Consider the following 18946-nt stretch of genomic DNA (forward strand, 5'->3'; position numbering starts at 1 on the left):
TGCGCCGGGCAGTGTCATGGCCGGAGCCGATCGGACGTTTTCCGAGTCAGCTGACCACGATGACCGATTTGCCGCGCGAGTGGCCGGCGGCCAGGTGGGTGATGGCGGCGGGCGCTTCGGACAGGGCGTAGGTGCGGTCGATGTGCGGGACGACCGCGCCCGCGGTCGCGAGTTCGGCGAGCGTGACCAGGGCTTCGGGCTTGGGCAGAGCCAGCAGGGCGCGCAGACACTGTCGCGCGAAGGGCGAGAGCAACTCGGCGCGCACCGAACGGCCCAGGCCGCCGAAGAAGCGGCCGCCGCCCTCACCACCGCCGAGGACCAGGGTGCCGGTCTCGGTCAGCAGTGAGCGCAACAACGCCAGCGGGCGGTTTCCGGCCATATCGAGGATGAGGTCGTAACGGCCGCTGAGCTTTTCGGTCCGGTAGTCGATGACGTGATCCGCGCCGAGCCCGGTGACGAAGGCCGCGGACGCGCCCGAGCACACACCGGTCACCTCTGCGCCGTAGTGCTTGGCCAGCTGGACCGCCAGATGACCGACACCGCCGGAGGCGCCGATGATCAGCGTGCGCTGCCCGGCTTCGATGCGGCCCGCGTCACGCAAGCCGGTGAGCGCGGTCGTACCCGAGATCGGCAGCGCCGCAGCCTGTTCGAAGCTCAGGTTCGCGGGCTTGCGTTGCAGCTTGGTCGCGGGGGCGGCAGCGAATTCGGCGAACGAACCGGGGACCGTCCCGAAGACCTCGTCTCCGGGCTCGAATGCGGTGACCTGCGGGCCGACCGCTTCGACGATGCCCGCGACATCCCAGCCGCGCACCCGCTCCCGGGGTTTGCGAGGGCCCAGTGCGAGCCGGGCGACCAGCGGTTCGCCGGTCATCATGTGCCAGACGCTGGGGTCCACACCCGCGGCCCGGACCCGGACGAGAACCCCGTCCGGACCCGCCTGCGGGGTGGGAATGTCGCTGTAGGACAACACATCAACGGTGCCGTAGACGTCCTGGGTGATAGCTTTCACGACTCATCCTCTTCCGGATATTCGAAGATCTCGTCCAGTGGTGCGCAGAACACCCGGGCGATCTGGAACGCCATCTCCAGCGACGGCGAGTATTTGCCCTGTTCGATGGCGTTGACGGTCTGCCGGGTCACGCCGAGCCGGTCGGCCAGCTCGGCCTGGGTCATCTCGCCGTGCGAGAACCGCAGGGCGCGAATGTTGTTGGTGACCTTCGTGGGTTTCACCATGGCGCCATCCCCCGCCGATAGGCCTCCAGCTTGGCGGCCGCGCCGACGACCGCGGACAGCGTGAATCCGAGGTAGATGACATTGGCGATCCAGAAGGTGTCACCGTCGGCCAGGGCCAGCACCAGCGCCGCGACGGCGCCGAGAACGATGAATGCTTGGCCGACATGCGTTCCGCGCAGGTCGATTTCACGGTCGCGCTGATCGCGCCGGTCGCGATCGCGGGACCCGATGGCGACGGCGACGGCAGCCACGATCGAGGCCGCGATGGAACCCCCGATCGCCCACAGCATCGGCGCGACATAGGCGACCTCGACCAGCGCCGTGTGCCGCGCCCGCACCAGCACGACGATCAGGTAGATCGCGTACGAGACGACGGCCACGACACCCAGGATCCAGGTTCGCTTCTCCTCGTAAGGCATGCGATCAGTGTAAAGAAAACACGACAACATGTACAGAATTCTTTACATAGTCGCGAAACAGCCGTCGTCGCAACCGATTCCATCCGCTAGTGTCGGAACCATGGCCGATCTCGAAGCCCTGGACCGTATCGAATCGCTCGGTCCGGAATTCTTCGCCGACCCGCACGCCCACTACCGTCGCTGGCGCGAGGACGGCCCGGTGCGGCAGGTGCGATTCCCGGACGGGATCGTGCGGTGGGTCGTGCTGGACTACGCGGCGGGGCGGGCCGCGTTGAACGATCCGCGGTTGCACAAGGCGGCGGCGGTCAACGATGAGCTGCTCAGCCGCAAACGCGGTGCGCCGCCGTCGGATCCGAAACAGCTGGCGGTGCTGACCCATATGCTGAGCACCGATCCGCCGGGGCATACGCGCCTGCGGAAGCTGGTGACCCGGGCGTTCACGCCGCGGCGGGTCGCCGAGTTGGCGCCCCGGATCGAGGAGATCACCGACGGGCTGCTGGACGCCCTGGCGGGCCGGGATGAGGTGGATCTGCTGCACGAGTTCGCGGAACCGCTGCCGATCACGGTGATCTGCGAGCTGCTCGGGGTGCCGCTCGGGGATCGCGACGATTTCCAGGAGTGGACTCGGGCGCTCGTCGCGGTGGCGGGGCTGGAGGAGAATCGGGCCGGTGCCGCGGCGGCCATGGCGGACTACCTGACCGGGCTGGTGCGGGCGAAACGGGAACGGCCCGAATCGGATCTGCTGTCGGCGCTGGTGCTGCCGGCCGACGACGGCGACACCCTGACCGAGACCGAACTGGTCGGGATGGCCACGCTGCTGTTGATCGCGGGGCACGACACCACCGTGAACCTGATCGCCAACGGCACCCTGGCGCTGCTGCGCAATCCGGAACAGTTGCGCGCCTTGCAGACCGATCCGGAGGCGATTCCCGCCGCCATCGAGGAGTTCCTGCGCTTCGACGGGCCGGTGAACATGAGCACCGTCCGCCACACCGCCGAACCGGTCACCATCGCCGGAACCGACATTCCCGCAGGAGAATTCGTCTTCGTCGCACTCCCCGCCGCCAACCGCGACCCGGAGCGCTACCAGGAGCCCGACGCCCTGGACCCGGCCCGTGACACCGGTGGCCATCTGGCCTTCGGCCACGGCATCCACTTCTGCGTCGGAGCCCCCCTGGCCCGCCTGGAAGCGCGAGTCGCCTTCTCGGCCTTGCTCTCTCGATTCCCGGATCTGCGTCTGGCGCGCCCGGCGCAGGAGCTGGAATGGCATCCGAGCACCCTCATGCACGGCCTCAAGGAGCTTCCCGTCCAGCTCTAGTGCGCAGAGCAGCCCGGCGCCGGGATGTGCCACGACTCGCCCATTGCGATAGCGACGTGCGTCACAAAACTGGTCGGTCGACCAGAGTTAATGAGTGGCGAATACCAAGGCAAGCTGAGAAAACGCCGTCAAACGTCCTAGACAGAACAAACCGAGTGGTCACCTTTCGATAAAAGTTCACCTTCCCAAACCGTTCGATGCGCTAACGTCACTCAGGCCGTACTGGTGGGACCGCATTTTCGGACGATGTGGAGGTGTCGCAAGAATGGTCGGGACAGCAACGCCGGTGAGGGAAAGCCAGCGCTTAGCTGAGTGGTTCGATGCGGTCAAACGGTCCCCGTCGACAGCCACATTAATTGCTATTTGTTTGCTGTCTTTAGTCCTCGGCGCGGCCCGGCGCCGCACCCGCACCACCCCGATGCCGGCCGACGTGCAGGGTTGATCCCGCCGCGAAGAGAACGAGCTGCCTCATGACCGTAGTCGTTGTTCCTTCCGTCCACCGCCCGATCGCACTGCTGCCCTGCAGGCAGATCACGCTCAGCTTCCAGGCCGAGCAGACCCGATTGCGCGACACCGCCCAGCGGCTCGCCCAGCTGTGCCATCGCCGCTGGCTGGGCCGCTCCGACTTCGAGATGTTCCCGCCGCTGCACCGCTGGGGCGCGGTCCCCAGTCTGCCGCTGCCCCAAGGCCTTCCGACGCCGCACACCCTGATCAGCGCGGCGGCTCGGGGCGCACATCTGGCAGCGTCCACCCCGGTCGAGTTCCTGGCCGCCGCGATCATGCTGTCCACGGGCTGCCCGGCCGCCGCGACCATCGACCAGCTCGCCCCCACGCCGGGACCGAGCCGGACCGCGCAATTGCTGAGCCTGTCGATCCTCGCCATGGCCGAGGACGACGCCGCACTCGCCGTCGATCTCGCGGCCACGGCCATCGCCGTCTCCGGCGGGCGGATCGCGCAGCGGCAGGAAGACTGGATTCCACTCGACGACGAGCTGCCCGTCGAGCACACCGGGACCCACGGCTCGGTGGCCGGTCCCGCGCCCGCCGCCTGATATCGCACGACCCCCGCGCGCCGCGTCAGAGCCCGAAGACGCGGCGCGCGTTGCCGTCCAGGTACAGCTCGCGGGTCTCGTCGTCCAGGCCCAGAGCGTCCAGACCATCGAGGGCGTGCTGGGGCAGGATCATCGGATAGTTGGTGCCGAACAGCACCTTGCGCCGCCCGCTCGCGGACTTCAGATACGAGACGAGTTCGGGCGGCAGCCTTTTCGTGGTGTAGGCCGAGGTGTCGATCACCACGTTCTCGTGTTTGCGGGCCACCGCGATCATCTCCTCGGTCCACGGATAGCCGACGTGCCCGCACACGATGGTCAGCTCCGGGAAGTCCAGGGCCACGCGGTCGATATACGGAATCGGGCGGCCCGGCTCCGAGGGCCGCAGCGGACCGGTGTGCCCGACCTGCGTGCAGAACGGGATCCCGAGGTCCACGCAGGCGGCGTAGAGCGGATAGAAGCGGGCATCGGTCGGCGGCACCTCCCACAACCACGGCAGCACGCGGACTCCCACGAAGCCCTCGTCACGGACCCGATGCCGCAGCTCGCGCACCGATTCCATGGGCCTCCGCAGGTCCACCGAGGCCACGGCGGTCAAGCGATCCGGGGCCTCGGCCACCCATGCGGCGACCTCGTCATTGGAGATGAGCGTGCCCTCCGGCGCGCACCACGCCGAGATGAGCGCCCGGTCGATGCCGCCCGCGTCCATCGCCGCCAGCGTCGCCCGCAACGGGATCTCGCCGGTGGGGATCGCTCCCCCGGTCCACCGCCGCAGCGAATCGAAGATGTCACGCGCGAGAAAACGCTCCGTCGGATGCTGAGCCCAAGCGTCGATCGTCACCTTTCCAGTGTGGGGAACAAACGGCCGTCGCGGATCGTTCTCCATGCACCAGGGGCGGAAATAATCAGCCGACAACGCAGCGTCGTTGTGCCACCATGTGATTCATCGAAGATCAGCCGACCGACACGGTCGTGACCAGCAGGAAGGGGGAGACGGCTTTGAATCCGAGTATCGACGAACAGTACCGGGGCTTCGGCCGTCTCCGGGCCCATTCGTAACCGGCCGACACCCTTTCCCTGTTCGATCCCTTTCACGAAACATGGTGACCCCCATGCTGTTCCGTCATGCCGAAGACCCGGAGATAACCACCGACAATTGGATACACGCCGGAGTGCTGCTGCTCAACGCCTCCTACGAGGCGCTGACCACGATCCGCGCCGAGCGCGCGGTGGTGCTGCTGCTCGGCGGGGCCGCCGAGACCGTCGCCGAACGGCAGCCGCACTTCCCGATCCGCTCGCGGCACCTGGAGCTGGCGCTGCCGGAGACCATCCGGCTCACCCGCTACATCTACCTCGAGCACCGGATCCTGACGCACGACGACGACAGCCGGGCCACCCTCCCCGCGGTGCTGCGCCGCGACCGGTACCGCTGCGGGTACTGCTCCGGCTGGGCCCGCACCGTGGACCACATCCGCCCGCGGTCGAGGGGCGGGCCCAATACCTGGGCCAACCTCATCGCCGCGTGCGGTCCCTGCAATACGTACAAGGCGGACCGGACTCCCGCGGAGGCCGGTATGCGCCTGCTGTGGGAGCCCAAGGCCCCCAATGACAGAGAACGGGCCCAGCGCCAGATCTGGAAGGAACTGGCCGCGTCCTGACTCGACGCACGAAACACCCATCACGCGTGATCGGACAGGAAAGGAGCAAGATCCGATGACGAACACCGCACTGCAGGAGCAGACCCTGGCGGATCTGCTCCCCATCTCCGACTCGAAGGACTACTGGGCGCGCGCCGCCTGCAAGGGTGACCCGAACCACGAGGCGTGGTTCCCGTACCCGTCGCAGGACTTCGACTACGCCCGCGGCATCTGCGCGGGCTGCCCGATCCGCCGCGAATGCGGTGACTTCGCGGCCCGCACCGGCCAGTCCGGCGTCTGGGGCGGGCACGAGTACGACCGCGGCAAGATGATCCGCGACTGACCCGAGTCTCGGGCGGCCATCTCGGTGATCCGAGGTGGCCGCCCGTTTTCGTGCCGGTCGCGGGATGGGCGTTACCGGCTCGAACAGGTGGGGTGGTGGGCGTCAACATAGGATGGGCGCTCGTGGGTACTCATCGCGCCGCGGGCGGGTCACGAGGTGTCAGCAAAGGACCGGTTATCGCAGTCGTCGCGGTGATTGTGCTAGGGCTGGCGGTCGTCGGCTGGGCATGGTTGTCGGATCGGTCGAAGCAGAAGGACAGCCGGGCCGCGTCGTCGTGTGTGGAGGGGACCGCCACGCTGGCGGTGACCGTCGATCCGGACATGCTGACGCCGGTGAAGGCCGCCGCGGATCGGTTCAACGCCACCGCGCCGCATGTGCGCGATCACTGCGCGCAGGTGGCGGTGACCGCGCAGCCGTCGGCGGCGATGGTGGCGGCGTTCGTCGCGAACAAGTGGGACCCGGCGTTGGGGCCGCAGCCCGCGCTCTGGATTCCGCAGTCCTCGCGATCGGTCGAGCTGATGCGGGTGCCGGGTTTGATCGCGGGCACTCCGGCCCCGGTCGCGGTGAGCCCGGTCGTGCTGGCCGTGCCCGAGGAACTGCGCCACGCCCTCGATACCTCGAAGGCGCACTGGGCGGATCTGGCCAAGCTGCAGACCGGTTCGCTGGCCGATGCCGGGCTGCCCGCATGGGGCAAGCTGCGCCTGGCCATGCCCGGCGGTGACGCCACGGTGGCTGTCGCGGCCGCGGTCGGTTCGGGTGTCTCCGGCACCGATCCGCTCGACGAGAAGGCGGTCGCCACCGGACAGGTCGTCTCCGCGATCTCCGGCCTGGCCGCGAGCGCGCCCGCCGTGAAGGACACCGCGAGCGCGCTCGCCGATCTCGCCGGTGCGCCCGATGCCGCCGGGCCGGTGCACGCCGTGCCCGCCACCGAACAGCAGATTCGCGCCCACGCGGGACTGGTCGCCTTCCGGCCCGACGACGCGGGCCCGGTCGCCGATTTCCCGGCCGCACAGCTCACCGGCCCCTGGGTCGACCAGACCCAGAACCTCATCGCCGGCCTGTTCTCCGACTTCCTGCGCGCCCCCGACCAGTCGAAACTGTTCACCGACAACGGTTTCGGCGCGGCCGCCCCCGCGACCACGAAGGCGCCGTCGAAGCCCGTCCTGGACAAGGTGAATCAGATCCTCGCGCACCCGGTGCTCGGCGTGCAGGCGACCGTCCTGCTCGACGTCTCCTCCTCCATGTCCACCGCCGAGGGCTTCGGCACCCGGCTCGGCAATGCCGTGGCCGCGCTGTCGTCCACGATGACCGTGATGCCGCCGGAGTTCGGGCTCGGCGTATGGGAGTACTCCAAGAACCTCGACGGCGCGAACGCGCACAAGGTGCTGACCCCGACCGCACCACTGACCGACGCCCAGCGCAACGCCCTCGCCCAGGGCCTGACCACGGTGACCGCGAGCCAGTCCAAGCAGGACCGCACCTACCCCGCCCTGGAGGCGGCCTACAAGAGCGTGCTCGCCAACTACGCCGCCGCCCGCACCAATTCGATCCTGCTCATCACCGACGGCCCCGAGGACGACTCCCCCGTCACCGGTGACCAGCTGCTCGCCGATATCGCCGCCGCGACCGATCCGGCGCATCCGGTGCGCATCGACGTGATCGTGGTCGGCGGAGCGGGCACCCAGACCCTGCAAACGCTCGCCCAGCGCACCGGAGGCACCTACACGAAGGTCGGCACCACCGCGGATCTGCCGTTCGGCACGGCGGTCTCGCAGGCGCTGACGACACCCTGACCCAGCGGGCGGATCCGGGCCGGGCAACAGCCCGGCAACACATGGCCGTAATGTCCGGATCCACCAGCCAACTCGTGGCATATTCGGCGGATGACACACAGTACGGGTCCCGAACCCACATTGAAGCAGGGCCTGGCCGCCGGAACGACCATCGGTGCCGGCATTCTGCTGCTCGTCATCGGCGTGCTCTCTGTCCTGCAGGGCATTTCCGCGGTGGCGTCGGACGACCTGCTGGTCGTCGGCTACGACTACATCTACAAGCTGAACACCACCGGCTGGGGCTGGATCCACATCGGCGTCGGCATCATCCAGATCATCGTGTCGATCGGCCTGCTGAAAGGCTCGACCTGGGGCCGCACCGCCGCCCTCGTGCTGGCGGCCCTGTCCATCGTGGAGAACTTCCTCTGGATCCCCTACTACCCGGCCTGGTCGCTGCTCATCATCGCCCTCGACGTCGTGGTGATCTGGGCGATCTCCACCTACAAGCCGGTCCACGCCTGACCCGTATCACCCTGTGCCACCACGAATCACCCCGCGCCACCACGGACGAGCGCCCCATCGGTTTCCGGAAACCGATGGGGCGCTTGCCAGTTCAGCTACGGCGAATCACTCCGCGTCGATATAGGAGTCCATCGGCGGGCAGGAGCACACCAGGTTGCGGTCGCCGTAGGCGCCGTCGATGCGGCGGACAGACGGCCAGACCTTGGCGCGGGTGTGCTTGACGCCCATCGGGTAGACGGCGGTTTCGCGGGTGTAGGGGTGGTTCCAGTCGCCGACCAGGCATTCGGCGGTGTGGGGAGCGCCGCGGAGAGGGTTGTCCTCGACGGGCCAGACACCGGCTTCGACCTGGTCGATCTCGCCCTTGATGGCGATCATGGCCGCGATGAAAGCATCGAGCTCTTCGAGGTTCTCGCTCTCGGTGGGCTCCACCATGAGGGTGCCGGCGACGGGGAAGCTCATGGTGGGGGCGTGGAAGCCGTAGTCCGCCAGGCGCTTGGCGACGTCGTCGACGGTGACGCCGGTGCGCTTGGTGATCTCGCGCAGGTCCAGGATGCACTCGTGGGCGACCATGCCGTTATCGCCGGTGTAGAGGACCGGGAAGTGCGGGTCCAGCTTGCGCGCAATGTAATTGGCGGAGGCGATGGCGGTGAGGGTGGCGCGGCGCAGGCCGTCGGCGCCCATCATGCGGATGTAGGCCCAGGTGATCGGGAGAATCGACGCCGACCCGTACATGGCCGCCGACACCGCGTGCGAGCCCTTCACCAGCGGGTCGCCGGGCAGGTACTGGGCCAGGTGCTCGCGCACCGCGACCGGGCCGACGCCGGGACCGCCGCCGCCGTGCGGGATGCAGAAGGTCTTGTGCAGGTTCAGGTGGCTGACGTCGCCGCCGAACTTGCCCGGACGGGCCAGGCCGACCAGGGCGTTGAGGTTCGCGCCGTCGACGTACACCTGGCCGCCCGCCTCGTGCACCAGGCCGCACAGTTCGGCCACCTCGTGCTCGTACACGCCGTGCGTGGACGGGTAGGTGATCATGATGCAGGCCAGCCGCTCGGCATGATCGGCGATCTTGGCGCGCAGGTCGTCGAGGTCGATATCGCCGTTGGGGCTGGTCTTCACGATCTCCACCCGCATGCCGACCATGGCCGCGGAGGCGGCGTTGGTGCCGTGCGCGCTGGACGGGATCAGGCACGTATCCCGGTGCGAGTCACCGCGATCCAGGTGGTAGCGGCGGATCGCGAGCAAGCCCGCGTACTCGCCCTGGCTACCGGCGTTGGGCTGCAAGGAAACCCGGTCGTAGCCGGTGACCGCGCACAGCCAGCCCTCGAGGTCCTCGATCACTTTGATCAGGCCGGGCGCGTCCTCGACCGGCGCGTACGGGTGCACCCGGTTGAAGCCGGGCCAGGTGATGGCTTCCATCTCGGCGGCCGCGTTGAGCTTCATGGTGCAGGAGCCGAGCGGAATCATGCTGCGGTCCAACGCGATGTCCTTGTCCGAGAGCGCGCGCAGGTAGCGCAGCATGGCGGTCTCGGTGCGGTACTTGGTGAACGCGGGCGCGGTCAGGTACTCGGAGGTGCGGACCTCGATGTGCGGGCGCTGCCTGCCGTGGAAGAGCGCGCCCTCGGGGCCGACCGGGACCTCCGCGCCGAAGCAGTCGAGCACGGCGACCACGTGGGTGTCGGTGGTGACCTCGTCGCAGGCGATGGCCACGTGGTCGGCGTCGACGAGACGCAGGTTGATGCCCTCACCCTTCGCCTTGGCCACGATGGATTCCGCGCCGCCGGGCACGTTCACCAGGACGGTGTCGAAGTAGGTCTGGTGCACGACCGCGTCGCCGAGGCCGGCGGCCAGCCACTGCGCGTGCCCGTGCACGCGGCGCGCGATCGACCGCAGCCCGTCGGCGCCGTGATAGGAGGCGTACATGCCGGCCAGGATGGCCAGCAGCACCTGCGCGGTGCAGATGTTCGAGGTCGCCTTCTCACGGCGGATGTGCTGCTCACGGGTCTGCAGCGCGAGCCGGTAGGCGAGGTTGCCGTCGGCGTCGACGGACACGCCGACCAGACGGCCGGGCAGCTGCCGCGCGTGCGCGGTGTGCACGGCGAGGTAGCCCGCGTGCGGCCCGCCGAAGCCCAGCGGCACGCCGAAGCGCTGCGTGGTGCCGAAACAGGCGTCCGCGCCTAGCTCGCCGGGCGGGGTGATGAGGGTCAGCGCGAGCAGGTCCGCACCCACCGCGACCAGCGCACCGCGCTCGTGGGCGGCCTCGATGACCGGAGCCCAGTCCACGATCCGGCCGGACGCGCCCGGCTGCTGCACGATCACGCCGAAGAAGTCGCCGTCGGGCAGCCCGCCGTCGGCCAGGTCGGCCTCCACGATCTCGAGGCCCAGCGGCTCGGCGCGGGTGTAAAGCAGGGTGCGGGTCTGCGGGAACAGGTCGGTGTCGATGAGCAGCCGCTGCGACGTGGACTTGCGGTTGGCCCGCTGCAGCAGGGTCATGACCTCGGCGGCGGCGGTGGCCTCGTCGAGCATGGACGCGTTGGCGACCTCCATGCCGGTGAGATCGCCGACCATGGTCTGGAAGTTGAGCAGCGCTTCGAGGCGGCCCTGGCTGATCTCGGGCTGGTAGGGCGTGTAGGCGGTGTACCAGGCCGGGTTCTCGACGAGGTTGCGCAGCAGCACCGGCGGGGTGAGGGTGTCGTAGTACCCGAGCCCGATCATGGAGGTGGCGACGGTGTTCGAATTGGCCAGTGCCGCAAGCTCGGCCAGCGCGTCGTGTTCGGAGACGGCGTCGGGCAGCACGGTGAGGCCATTGCCCTCGGGGGCGTCCAGGATGCTGGCGGGCACGGCCCTGGTGGCGAGTTCGTCCAGCGACTCGACGCCCACGGTCTCGAGGATGCGGCCGGTTTCGCCGCTGTCGGGGCCGATGTGGCGGTCGGCGAAGGATCGAGTCCAGATCACGGCTGCTCCAAGGGGTGGGCGGGGGTCGACCACGGGGTCGACGTGTCGTCTGCCCTCCCCCTCTGTCCTCGATGCCTGAGAGATTCGGACCCCGGTCCGGCGACCGGTGACCTTTCACCATGGGCGGACGGCACGCGGCCATCACTTTCCAGAGGCGTCGAAACTCCGCACGGTCCCTTGTGCCTGAGAGATTGACGGGGAGGTGCTGCTCCTTCGGCGTCCGAGACTATCCCCGGAACTCTCCCGCACGGCTGCGACGCACTGCCAGTCTAAGCGGCCGCAGGTTACAAGAATGTTGCCGACCGGACTAACCGGTCTTGCTCATCCGCGCCTTGCGCCGGAACGAGAGCTCGTCCTCGGGGCGATCCGTGGCGGACGCGGTCTCCGCGCGCTCGGCCGGGAAGTTGGCGATTGCTCCGGTGAGCTCGCGCATGGCGCCGCTGACGGCGATGCCGAACACGCCCTGGCCACCCTGCAGTAAATCGACCACCTCTTCGGCGGAGGAGCATTCGTAGACCGTGGTCCCGTCGCTGAACAGCGTGATTCCGGCGAGATCCTCGACACCGCGACTGCGCAGGTGGTCCACGGCGATGCGGATGTTCTGTAGCGAGATGCCCGCGTCGAGCAACCGCTTGACGATCTTGAGGACCAGGATGTCCTTGAACGAGTACAGCCGCTGGCTACCGGATCCGGTGGCGCTGCGGATGGAGGGGACGACCAGTCCGGTGCGGGCCCAGTAGTCGAGCTGCCGGTAAGTGATTCCGGCCACCTGGCACGCGCTGGGCACACGGTAACCGACGAGTTCGTCGGGCACCGTGTCATCGGGGAACAGCCCTGGCTGCACCACATCCCGAGGTTGCGGTTGATCTCCCACTGACTTACTCCCTTACTGCGTGCCTATCAGGGCTGGGCTCGTCATCGACTCTGGAGCGTTGGCCTAACAATCGAGGCTACTCCCCTGATTGTGGCCGCAAAATCGGCACCGTTAAAGCATGACCGAGTGCGTGTTTCTCACCCTAAACCTGAGGTAGAGACAAGGAAATGTCTCATTTCGGATGCTTTGCCCGGTCAGCAGTTGGTCAGCTGTCCGTGGCTTTGAAGTCATCCGGAGATACCGATTCGAGAAACTCCTTGAACTTCTCGACTTCGTCCTCGCGCTCGTCGGGCATGACCAGCCCGGCCTCCTCGAGCACCGGCTCCTCGGCATAGATCGGGCAGCCCACCCGCAACGCGATGGCGACCGAGTCCGAGGGCCGCGCGGAGATGCGCAGATCGTTCTCGAAGACCAGGTCGGCGTAGAAGGTGCCCTCCTGCAGATCCACGATCCGCACCTCTTTGAGGGTGTGGCCCAGCTCCTTGATCAGGATCTTGATCAGGTCGTGGGTGAGCGGGCGGATGGGCGTGACGCCCTCCTGTTCCAGCACGATCGCGGTGGCCTCGGCCTGCCCGATCCAGATCGGTAGGTACCGGTCCCCGGACACCTCACGCAGCAGCAGCACGGGCTGATTCTGTGGCTGTTCGACACGGATGCCGATCACACGCATTTCGCTCATGGCCGTGCCTCGCTAGCGCTCGCCACGACCATGCGCGAAGGCGCGCTGTGTTTATTGGTTCGCTCGCTTCGCTCACTCACGGCACTGCCTCCCAGATCCTCACCAGGCCGCCCAACCCGGCTGTATTACCGAGTCTAGGCGAAGATTTCAGCCTCCGAGGGAAGCGCGCACCGAGGTCTTCACGAGGCAGGTGTGCAGCGTCAGCGACAGTGCGGCCAATTCCCGGACCGTCTCCTCGGCGCGAGCGCGGGCGTCGGCGTCGCGGCTCTTGGCGATGGGCGCGGCGATCTGGGCCACCATGGCGGCCTCACGATCCGCGGCCAGCTTGAAGGCGCGCAGATGCCTTGCCTCCAAACCGAATTCGCTCAGCGCCTTGGCGGTGCGAGCGAGAGTGACGGCGTCGCCGTCGAAGTACCCGGCGGCGCCGGGGGTGATCAGGTTGGCCCGGATCAGCTCGGTGAGGAACTTCTCGTCGATGCCGGCCTGATCGAGCAGATCCGCCCGGGTGATCCGGATTTCGTGATCGAACCGGAGTTCCTCGGGCGACACCTCACCGGGCACGGCGTTCAACCGGCGCAGCCGGCCGCTCCCGTTGGCGGACAAGGCATCCGGGGTTTCCGGAATGCCTCGGGATTCGGGCACGATGCCTCCCACGGCGTTCGCCCGGGCCCGCGCTTCCCGGACTCCGAGCGTCGCCGCACCACTGTCGATCGCTTCGAGCTGTTCCTTGATCACCTTCAACGGCAGGTACTGGTCCCGCTGAGCGGTCAGCACGAAGCGCAGGCGCTCGACATCCGCCACATGGAAGCGGCGGTATCCCGAGGGCGTGCGCTCCGGGCTGATCAGGCCCTCCGATTCCAGGAATCGGATCTTGGAGATGGTGATGTCCGGAAAATCCGGACGCAGGAGATCCAGCACGGAGCCGATCGACATGCCTCCGCGCGTCCACTGCGCTGCGCCAGTCATTCCGCTCGGCCCTATAGCGCCGAGTCGCTCGTCGCCGGTCGCGGACCAGTCAGGAAGACCAGACGGAACTTGCCGATCTGGACCTCGTCGCCGTTCTGCAGCTCCGAGGAGTCCACCGGCTCACGGTTGACGTAGGTGCCATTGAGGCTGCCCACGTCGACGACCTGGAAGGTGTCGTCGTCCTGGCGGAACTCCGCGTGGCGACGACTGACCGTGACATCGTCCAGGAAGATGTCGCTGTCGGGATGGCGTCCCGCCGAGGTGGTCGGCTGGTCGAGCAGGAAGCGCGAACCGGCATTCGGACCACGCTTGACCACCAGCAGGGCCGCGCCCGCGGGCAGACCCTCCACCCCCTGCACCGGCTGCTCGCCGGTCTGCTCGGTGCGCGACGTGTCGACCTCGTTCAGGAAGTCGGCACGGAACACCGAAGTGGTCTCTGCTGCCGTTTCCTGGTAACCCGGGTCCTTGTTCTCGCTCACCCTTGCTCTCCTCCTCGAACCGAATAATCCATGCAAGCAATTGATGCCCTCAGCGATGCGGCGCTCCGGCCGCTCCCCGCCTCGGGTGGGTTCCGGAAATTCCGGGCACCGGTTGCGCGCACTTCTGTTGGCATTGACCGTACCCTGCCAGGGCGTACCCGTGCAGGTAGAACTGTGAAGGCTGCTTCAGCCTCCGATAACTCCTTGATAACCTGCGGCATCGAGCAGCTTGCCCAGGCCCGCCTCGAGCGCCTCGGCGGAGTCGACCTCGAGCTCGAACAGCCACCCGTCGCCGTAAGCGTCGGAGTTGACGGTCTCTGGCTCGGCATCCAGAAGATCGTTCACCGCAACGACTTTCCCGGCCAGCGGGGCGTAGATGTCGGACACGCTCTTGGTGGATTCGATCTCGGCGATGCTCTCACCGGCCGGCGCCTCGGAGTCCACCGCGGGCAGCTGCACGAACACGACGTCACCCAACTGCGACTGCGCGTAATCGGTGATGCCCACCCGCACCCGGGTCGGACCCACCTTGCTCACCCACTCGTGCTCCTCGGAGTAGCGCAAATCCTCGGGTACTGCGGTCACTGGCAGTGTCCTTTCAACGGGCGGTTCCTCTCGGGATCGTCGTCGATCCGTCCGTCGCACACCCTATCGGGAGTGATCATGGTGTGGCACGGGCGGTATCGCTCGGGCCACGGCGCGGGCTTTGCCGAGGTACAGGATTCCGGTCCAGACGTAGACCGCCGTGCCCCAGATCAAGAATGCCCCACCGAAGGCACGGCCGAAACCCGCGGCGGCCCAGTCCATCTGCCCGGCCAGCAGCCAGGGCAGCGCCGACATGAGCGCGAAGGTGGCGGCCTTGCCCAGGTAGATGACCTCGGGCGGGGGCAGGTCGCGGCGCTTGTAGATGCCCAGGGTGAGGGTCAGGATGCCGTCGCGGGCGACCAGGATCAGCACCACCCACCAGGGCAGGATGCCGCGAATCAGGAAGCCGCCCAGCGTCGCCAGCAGGTAGAGCCGGTCGACCAGCGGATCCAGGATCGCGCCCAATTTGGACGACTGATCCAACAGTCGGGCCAGCTTGCCGTCGAGGAAGTCGGTGAAACCGCTGGCGACCAGCAGCGCGAAGGCCCAGCCGTCGGCCTTCTCGACCAGCAGCAGCCACAGGAACACCGGCACGCCGATCAGCCGCACCAAGCTGAGGACATTGGGCACGGTCAGGATGCGGTCGCTGTACACCGGTTCGGCGTTCCGCTCGGTTGTCACAGTCCCCGTCCTACCCCAATCGGCGCGCCATCACCATCCGGGCACGCCGCCGGGCCGGGCGCGGACCTACTCCGTGAGAGAGTTGTGTGCAATCCTTCTCACATCTGGTTGGGACCGCGAGAGGAATGACCATGCCCGACTTCGACTATGACGTCGTCGTTATCGGCTCCGGGTTCGGGGGGAGCGTGAGCGCGCTGCGCCTGAGCGAGAAGGGCTACCGGGTGGCGGTGCTGGAGTCCGGCCGCCGCTGGAACGCCGAGGACATCCCCAAGACGAACTGGAATGTGCGCAAGGCGATCTGGGCCCCGCGCCTGGGCCTGACCGGGACCCAGCGGATCAGCGTGCTGGGCAAGTGCGCGGTGTTCTCCGCGGCGGGCGTGGGCGGCGGGTCGCTGATCTACGGCAATACCCTCTACGAGCCGCTCCCGGCCTTCTACACCGACCGCCAGTGGGCCCACATCACCGACTGGCGCTCCGAGCTCGCGCCCTACTACGACCAGGCCCAGCGCATGCTCGGCGTGACCGAGAACCCGCGCATGACCCCGGCGGACGAGGTGATCCGTTCGGTGGCAGCCGATCTGGGCGTGAGCGACACCTTCCACCCCACCCGGGTCGGCGTGTTCTTCAACGAGGCCGCCCCCGGCGAGGAGGTCGAGGACCCCTACTTCGGCGGCGCGGGCCCGCGGCGCAACGGCTGCATCCACTGCGCGCGCTGCTTCACCGGCTGCCCGCACAACGCCAAGAACACCACCCCCAAGAACTACCTGTACCTGGCCGAGCAGGCCGGCGCGCACGTGTTCGAACTCACCACGGCCACCAAGGTGCGGCCCATGACCGGCGGCGGCTACGCCATCGAGACGCAGCGGTCGGACCGCTGGGTCCGCAAGGGCCGCAAGGTGTTCACCGCCGAGCAGGTGGTGTTCGCGGCGGCCGCGCTGGGCACCCAGAAGCTGCTGCACAAGATGCGCGACGAGGGCGTGCTGCCGAACCTGTCACCGCGGCTGGGTGAGCTGACCCGCTCCAACTCCGAGGCGATTCTCAATGTGGTGAGCAAGTCCCGCGACGATTTCGCCGAGGGCATCGCGATCACCTCCTCCATCCACCCCGAGCCCGACACCCACGTCGAGGTCTGTCACTACGGCAAGGGACAGAACGGCCTGTTCCCGCTGTCGGTGCCGATCGTCGACGGCGGCGCGTTCCGGTTCCTGCGCTTCCTGCTGGCCATGGTGCTGCATCCGGTGGTGTTCGCGCGCAGCCTCAACGCGCGGCGGGCCTCGGAGCGCTCGGTCATCCTGCTGGTGATGCAGTCGCTGGACAATTCGCTGACCTCGTTCCGGCGCTGGGGGCAGCTGAAGACGAAACAGGGCATGGGCAAGCCGAATCCGACCTGGATCCCCCTGGCCCACGAGGTCGGCCGCCGCTTCGGCGAGCGCGTCGACGGCGATGTGCAGATGCTGGCGATGGACGTGTTCAACATTCCCGCCACCGCGCACTACATCGGCGGCTGCGTCATCGGCGAGGGGCCGGAAAGCGGTGTGGTGGACCCGTATCAGCGCGTGTACGGCCATCCGGGTCTGCACGTGGCCGACGGTTCGGCGGTGACGGCGAACCTGGGCGTGAACCCGTCGCTGACCATCACCGCGCAGGCCGAGCGCGCAATGGCGTTCTGGCCCAACCGAAACGAGGTCGATCCGCGGCCGCCGCTGGGCGCCGCGTACCGTCGGATCAGTCCAATCGCACCGATGTCCGGGGCGGTGCCGGAGTTCGCTCCGGGCGCGTTGCGGCTGCCGATTTTCCCGGCGGACCACCGGAACTGAGCGCGGCGGCGCGCCCGGCGGTAGTTTGGGCTGTTGTGCCCGTACCATTCGCGGTACCGATCCGACGAGGAAGGTGAGAGCCGATGCTCGTCCGAGTGCAGAACGCCGCCGGCACGCACGCCGAAAGGGTGCTGATCGACTGGCTGCGAACCTGGAAGGGCAGCACCGACCCCCAGGGTGTCGCGACCGTCAATTGCACTCTGTTCCACGGCGATAAGCTGCATCCCTTCGACGCGGTGGTGTGGACACCGACCAGCTGCGTGGTGATCGAGGCCGAGGCGCTGGCCGAGCGGCTCGACGGCGAGCTGCAGGTGCCGGTCAACGGCCCATGGCGGGTCGGGGACCGGATCGTCACCTTCGAGGGCGGCGACAAGCGCAGCCCCCTGGACAAGTCCCGCGATCACACCTTCGCGTTGCAGACCTGGCTGGCCGAGCGGGGACTCGGGCAGCGGGTCATCCACGGCATCGTGCTGGTGGTGCCGCCGCCGGGGTCGGATCTGAAGGTCACCCAGCTGTGGAACGATCCGAGTTTCCAGGTGCTGCTGGGCGACGAGCGGCGGCTGCGCGACCATTTCACGGGTCTGCTGTCGCGGGGGCGCCCGCAGTGGTCGGCCAATGACGTGGCGTGGGCGTTCCGCGGCCTGGGGATCCTGCCGTACCTGCCCGCACCGCAGGATCTGCTGAACGAGGGCTTCCTGGGCCCGGTGGATCCGACCCTGTGGCACGGTGGCCCCCAGCAGGCGCAGGCCGAGGCCTACGCCTTGGAGCAGGCCCGCTTGGAGCAGGAGCACGCCGCGGCGGGCCGGGGTTTCGTCATGCCGTCGCCGTGGTTCAGCCCGTGGAAGCTCTATCCGCGCCGCAGCGACCGGATCGAGGTGGGGCGCGGGGCAATGCGGGTGATGCTCACCCTGGGCTTCATCATCGCGGCCCTGTGGGTGGTGTGGTTCATTCTGGCGGGGGCGGCGTCGCTGTATTAGCCACCCGCCCCGCGGTGGTTGCCGAGAAGTAGCGGCACGGCAGGTAGAGGGCGGTCACGAGCGCCACGGCGGCCGCCGTGCCGCCGACCACGTCGGTCGGATGGTGGTATCCGAGACCGACCATGCCGATCATGACGGCGGGCAGCGCCACCGCCATGACGATCACCGTGCCCCGGAGCACCCGCGCGGATTCGGTCACGAGCGCGAACGCGGTCACCACGGCGACCAACTGCACGGTATGCCCGCTGGGGTAGGCCAGATAGTGCTCGAGCTTGCGTTCCCAGAACGGTTTGAGCGCATAGGTATTGACCGCCACCACCAGTTCCGGGGCGATCAGCGCGAAACCCGCCTGCCACCACAGCCGCCGGTAGGCCAGCCACGCGGCGGACAGGGCCAGCAGGGTCAGCACGACGGGACTGTTACTGGGGAACACCAGCACTCGGTAAATCCAGGTGTGGGCGTCGAGCGCCGAGTGGATGCCGTTCTCCAGGGTCAGGTCCGCGCTCGTCGAGCCGCCACCGGACGGAAAGGTCAGCGGCACGAGCAGGGTGACGATCACCCCCGCCAGGATCACGGCGGGCAGCGTGGCCGGATGGGGCCGGGCCGCCGGAAGCTCGGGGACAGGGGTGATCGGTCTGCTCAC

General features: G+C 68.1%; 20 protein-coding genes and 1 riboswitch. Of the genes, 8 read left to right on the forward strand and 12 right to left on the reverse strand.

What is annotated here, in order from left to right:
* Positions 1-46 precede the first annotated feature (46 nt).
* The 3 genes from ACQPYY_RS20140 to ACQPYY_RS20150 are packed head-to-tail and all read right to left on the reverse strand — an operon-like array spanning position 47 to position 1652.
* Positions 47-1009 (reverse strand): NAD(P)-dependent alcohol dehydrogenase, encoded by a 963-nt coding sequence (locus tag ACQPYY_RS20140; protein ID WP_433590552.1) that lies wholly within the window; start codon positions 1007-1009, stop codon positions 47-49.
* Positions 1006-1233, reverse strand: coding sequence for a helix-turn-helix transcriptional regulator (locus ACQPYY_RS20145; protein WP_357277401.1), 228 nt, complete (start codon positions 1231-1233; stop codon positions 1006-1008). Before ACQPYY_RS20145 ends, ACQPYY_RS20140 begins: the two co-directional genes overlap by 4 nt.
* Positions 1227-1652: a hypothetical protein gene (locus tag ACQPYY_RS20150; RefSeq protein ID WP_433590553.1), complete on the reverse strand. Its 426-nt coding sequence runs from the start codon at positions 1650-1652 to the stop codon at positions 1227-1229. The genes ACQPYY_RS20145 and ACQPYY_RS20150 overlap by 7 nt, the downstream gene beginning before the upstream one ends.
* Before the next feature lie 100 nt (positions 1653-1752).
* Here ACQPYY_RS20150 and ACQPYY_RS20155 point away from each other — a divergent pair, with 100 nt between their 5' ends.
* Positions 1753-2970 (forward strand): cytochrome P450 family protein, encoded by a 1218-nt coding sequence (locus ACQPYY_RS20155; protein ID WP_433590554.1) that lies wholly within the window; start codon positions 1753-1755, stop codon positions 2968-2970.
* A 470-nt stretch (positions 2971-3440) separates the two neighbouring features.
* On the forward strand, positions 3441-4022 hold the full coding sequence (locus tag ACQPYY_RS20160; protein ID WP_433590555.1) for a hypothetical protein: 582 nt from the start codon (positions 3441-3443) through the stop codon (positions 4020-4022).
* Positions 4023-4047: 25 nt separating this feature from the next.
* On the opposite strand, the gene ACQPYY_RS20165 is transcribed toward ACQPYY_RS20160, so the two are convergent.
* Entirely contained in the window at positions 4048-4860 is an 813-nt protein-coding gene (locus ACQPYY_RS20165) for an amidohydrolase family protein (RefSeq protein WP_433590556.1), read from the reverse strand.
* A 271-nt stretch (positions 4861-5131) separates the two neighbouring features.
* Here ACQPYY_RS20165 and ACQPYY_RS20170 point away from each other — a divergent pair, with 271 nt between their 5' ends.
* The 4 genes from ACQPYY_RS20170 (at position 5132) to ACQPYY_RS20185 (ending at position 8293) form a co-directional block, all read left to right on the forward strand.
* A complete protein-coding gene (locus ACQPYY_RS20170; RefSeq protein ID WP_379104052.1) occupies positions 5132-5677 on the forward strand; it encodes an HNH endonuclease in 546 nt (181 codons plus the stop codon).
* A 55-nt stretch (positions 5678-5732) separates the two neighbouring features.
* Positions 5733-5999, forward strand: a complete 267-nt coding sequence (locus tag ACQPYY_RS20175; protein ID WP_357277419.1) for a WhiB family transcriptional regulator — start codon at positions 5733-5735, stop codon at positions 5997-5999.
* A 191-nt stretch (positions 6000-6190) separates the two neighbouring features.
* Positions 6191-7792, forward strand: a complete 1602-nt coding sequence (locus ACQPYY_RS20180) for a VWA domain-containing protein (protein ID WP_433590557.1) — start codon at positions 6191-6193, stop codon at positions 7790-7792.
* A 90-nt stretch (positions 7793-7882) separates the two neighbouring features.
* Positions 7883-8293, forward strand: a complete 411-nt coding sequence (locus ACQPYY_RS20185; protein WP_379104058.1) for a DUF7144 family membrane protein — start codon at positions 7883-7885, stop codon at positions 8291-8293.
* A 105-nt stretch (positions 8294-8398) separates the two neighbouring features.
* Here ACQPYY_RS20185 and gcvP read toward each other — a convergent pair whose 3' ends face one another.
* The 7 genes from gcvP to ACQPYY_RS20220 all read right to left on the reverse strand — a co-directional run bounded on the left by gcvP (position 8399) and on the right by ACQPYY_RS20220 (position 15509).
* On the reverse strand, positions 8399-11245 hold the full coding sequence (gene gcvP, locus ACQPYY_RS20190; RefSeq protein ID WP_433590558.1) for an aminomethyl-transferring glycine dehydrogenase: 2847 nt from the start codon (positions 11243-11245) through the stop codon (positions 8399-8401).
* A 160-nt stretch (positions 11246-11405) separates the two neighbouring features.
* Positions 11406-11501: riboswitch (glycine riboswitch) on the reverse strand.
* Positions 11502-11552: 51 nt separating this feature from the next.
* The gene (locus ACQPYY_RS20195) at positions 11553-12119 is read right to left on the reverse strand and encodes a MerR family transcriptional regulator (RefSeq protein ID WP_357200843.1); all 567 of its coding nucleotides are present in this window, start codon (positions 12117-12119) and stop codon (positions 11553-11555) included.
* A gap of 205 nt (positions 12120-12324) precedes the next feature.
* Entirely contained in the window at positions 12325-12798 is a 474-nt protein-coding gene (locus ACQPYY_RS20200) for a bifunctional nuclease family protein (protein WP_040807814.1), read from the reverse strand.
* Between the two features lie 147 nt (positions 12799-12945).
* Positions 12946-13731 carry a transcriptional regulator FtsR gene (gene ftsR / locus ACQPYY_RS20205; RefSeq protein ID WP_379104064.1) on the reverse strand — a complete coding sequence of 262 codons (786 nt, stop codon included), beginning with the start codon at positions 13729-13731 and terminating at the stop codon, positions 12946-12948.
* Positions 13732-13775: 44 nt separating this feature from the next.
* A complete protein-coding gene (gene garA / locus ACQPYY_RS20210; protein ID WP_213555026.1) occupies positions 13776-14243 on the reverse strand; it encodes a glycogen accumulation regulator GarA in 468 nt (155 codons plus the stop codon).
* Between the two features lie 186 nt (positions 14244-14429).
* Complete coding sequence (gcvH, locus tag ACQPYY_RS20215; RefSeq protein ID WP_357278132.1) at positions 14430-14834, reverse strand: glycine cleavage system protein GcvH; 405 nt, start codon at positions 14832-14834, stop codon at positions 14430-14432.
* Positions 14835-14891: 57 nt separating this feature from the next.
* Complete coding sequence (locus ACQPYY_RS20220; protein WP_379104067.1) at positions 14892-15509, reverse strand: CDP-alcohol phosphatidyltransferase family protein; 618 nt, start codon at positions 15507-15509, stop codon at positions 14892-14894.
* Between the two features lie 131 nt (positions 15510-15640).
* Here ACQPYY_RS20220 and ACQPYY_RS20225 point away from each other — a divergent pair, with 131 nt between their 5' ends.
* Together ACQPYY_RS20225 and ACQPYY_RS20230 are read left to right on the forward strand one after the other, a co-directional pair.
* Positions 15641-17326: a GMC oxidoreductase gene (locus tag ACQPYY_RS20225; protein ID WP_433590559.1), complete on the forward strand. Its 1686-nt coding sequence runs from the start codon at positions 15641-15643 to the stop codon at positions 17324-17326.
* 83 nt (positions 17327-17409) lie between these two features.
* Positions 17410-18303, forward strand: coding sequence for a nuclease-related domain-containing protein (locus ACQPYY_RS20230; RefSeq protein ID WP_433590560.1), 894 nt, complete (start codon positions 17410-17412; stop codon positions 18301-18303).
* On the opposite strand, the gene ACQPYY_RS20235 is transcribed toward ACQPYY_RS20230, so the two are convergent.
* Positions 18272-18946: a phosphatase PAP2 family protein gene (locus tag ACQPYY_RS20235; RefSeq protein ID WP_433590561.1), complete on the reverse strand. Its 675-nt coding sequence runs from the start codon at positions 18944-18946 to the stop codon at positions 18272-18274. The two genes, ACQPYY_RS20230 and ACQPYY_RS20235, sit on opposite strands and share 32 nt — an antisense overlap.

Origin of the sequence: Nocardia sp. CA-145437, assembly GCF_050956485.1 — a bacterium.
Lineage (GTDB): Bacteria > Actinomycetota > Actinomycetes > Mycobacteriales > Mycobacteriaceae > Nocardia.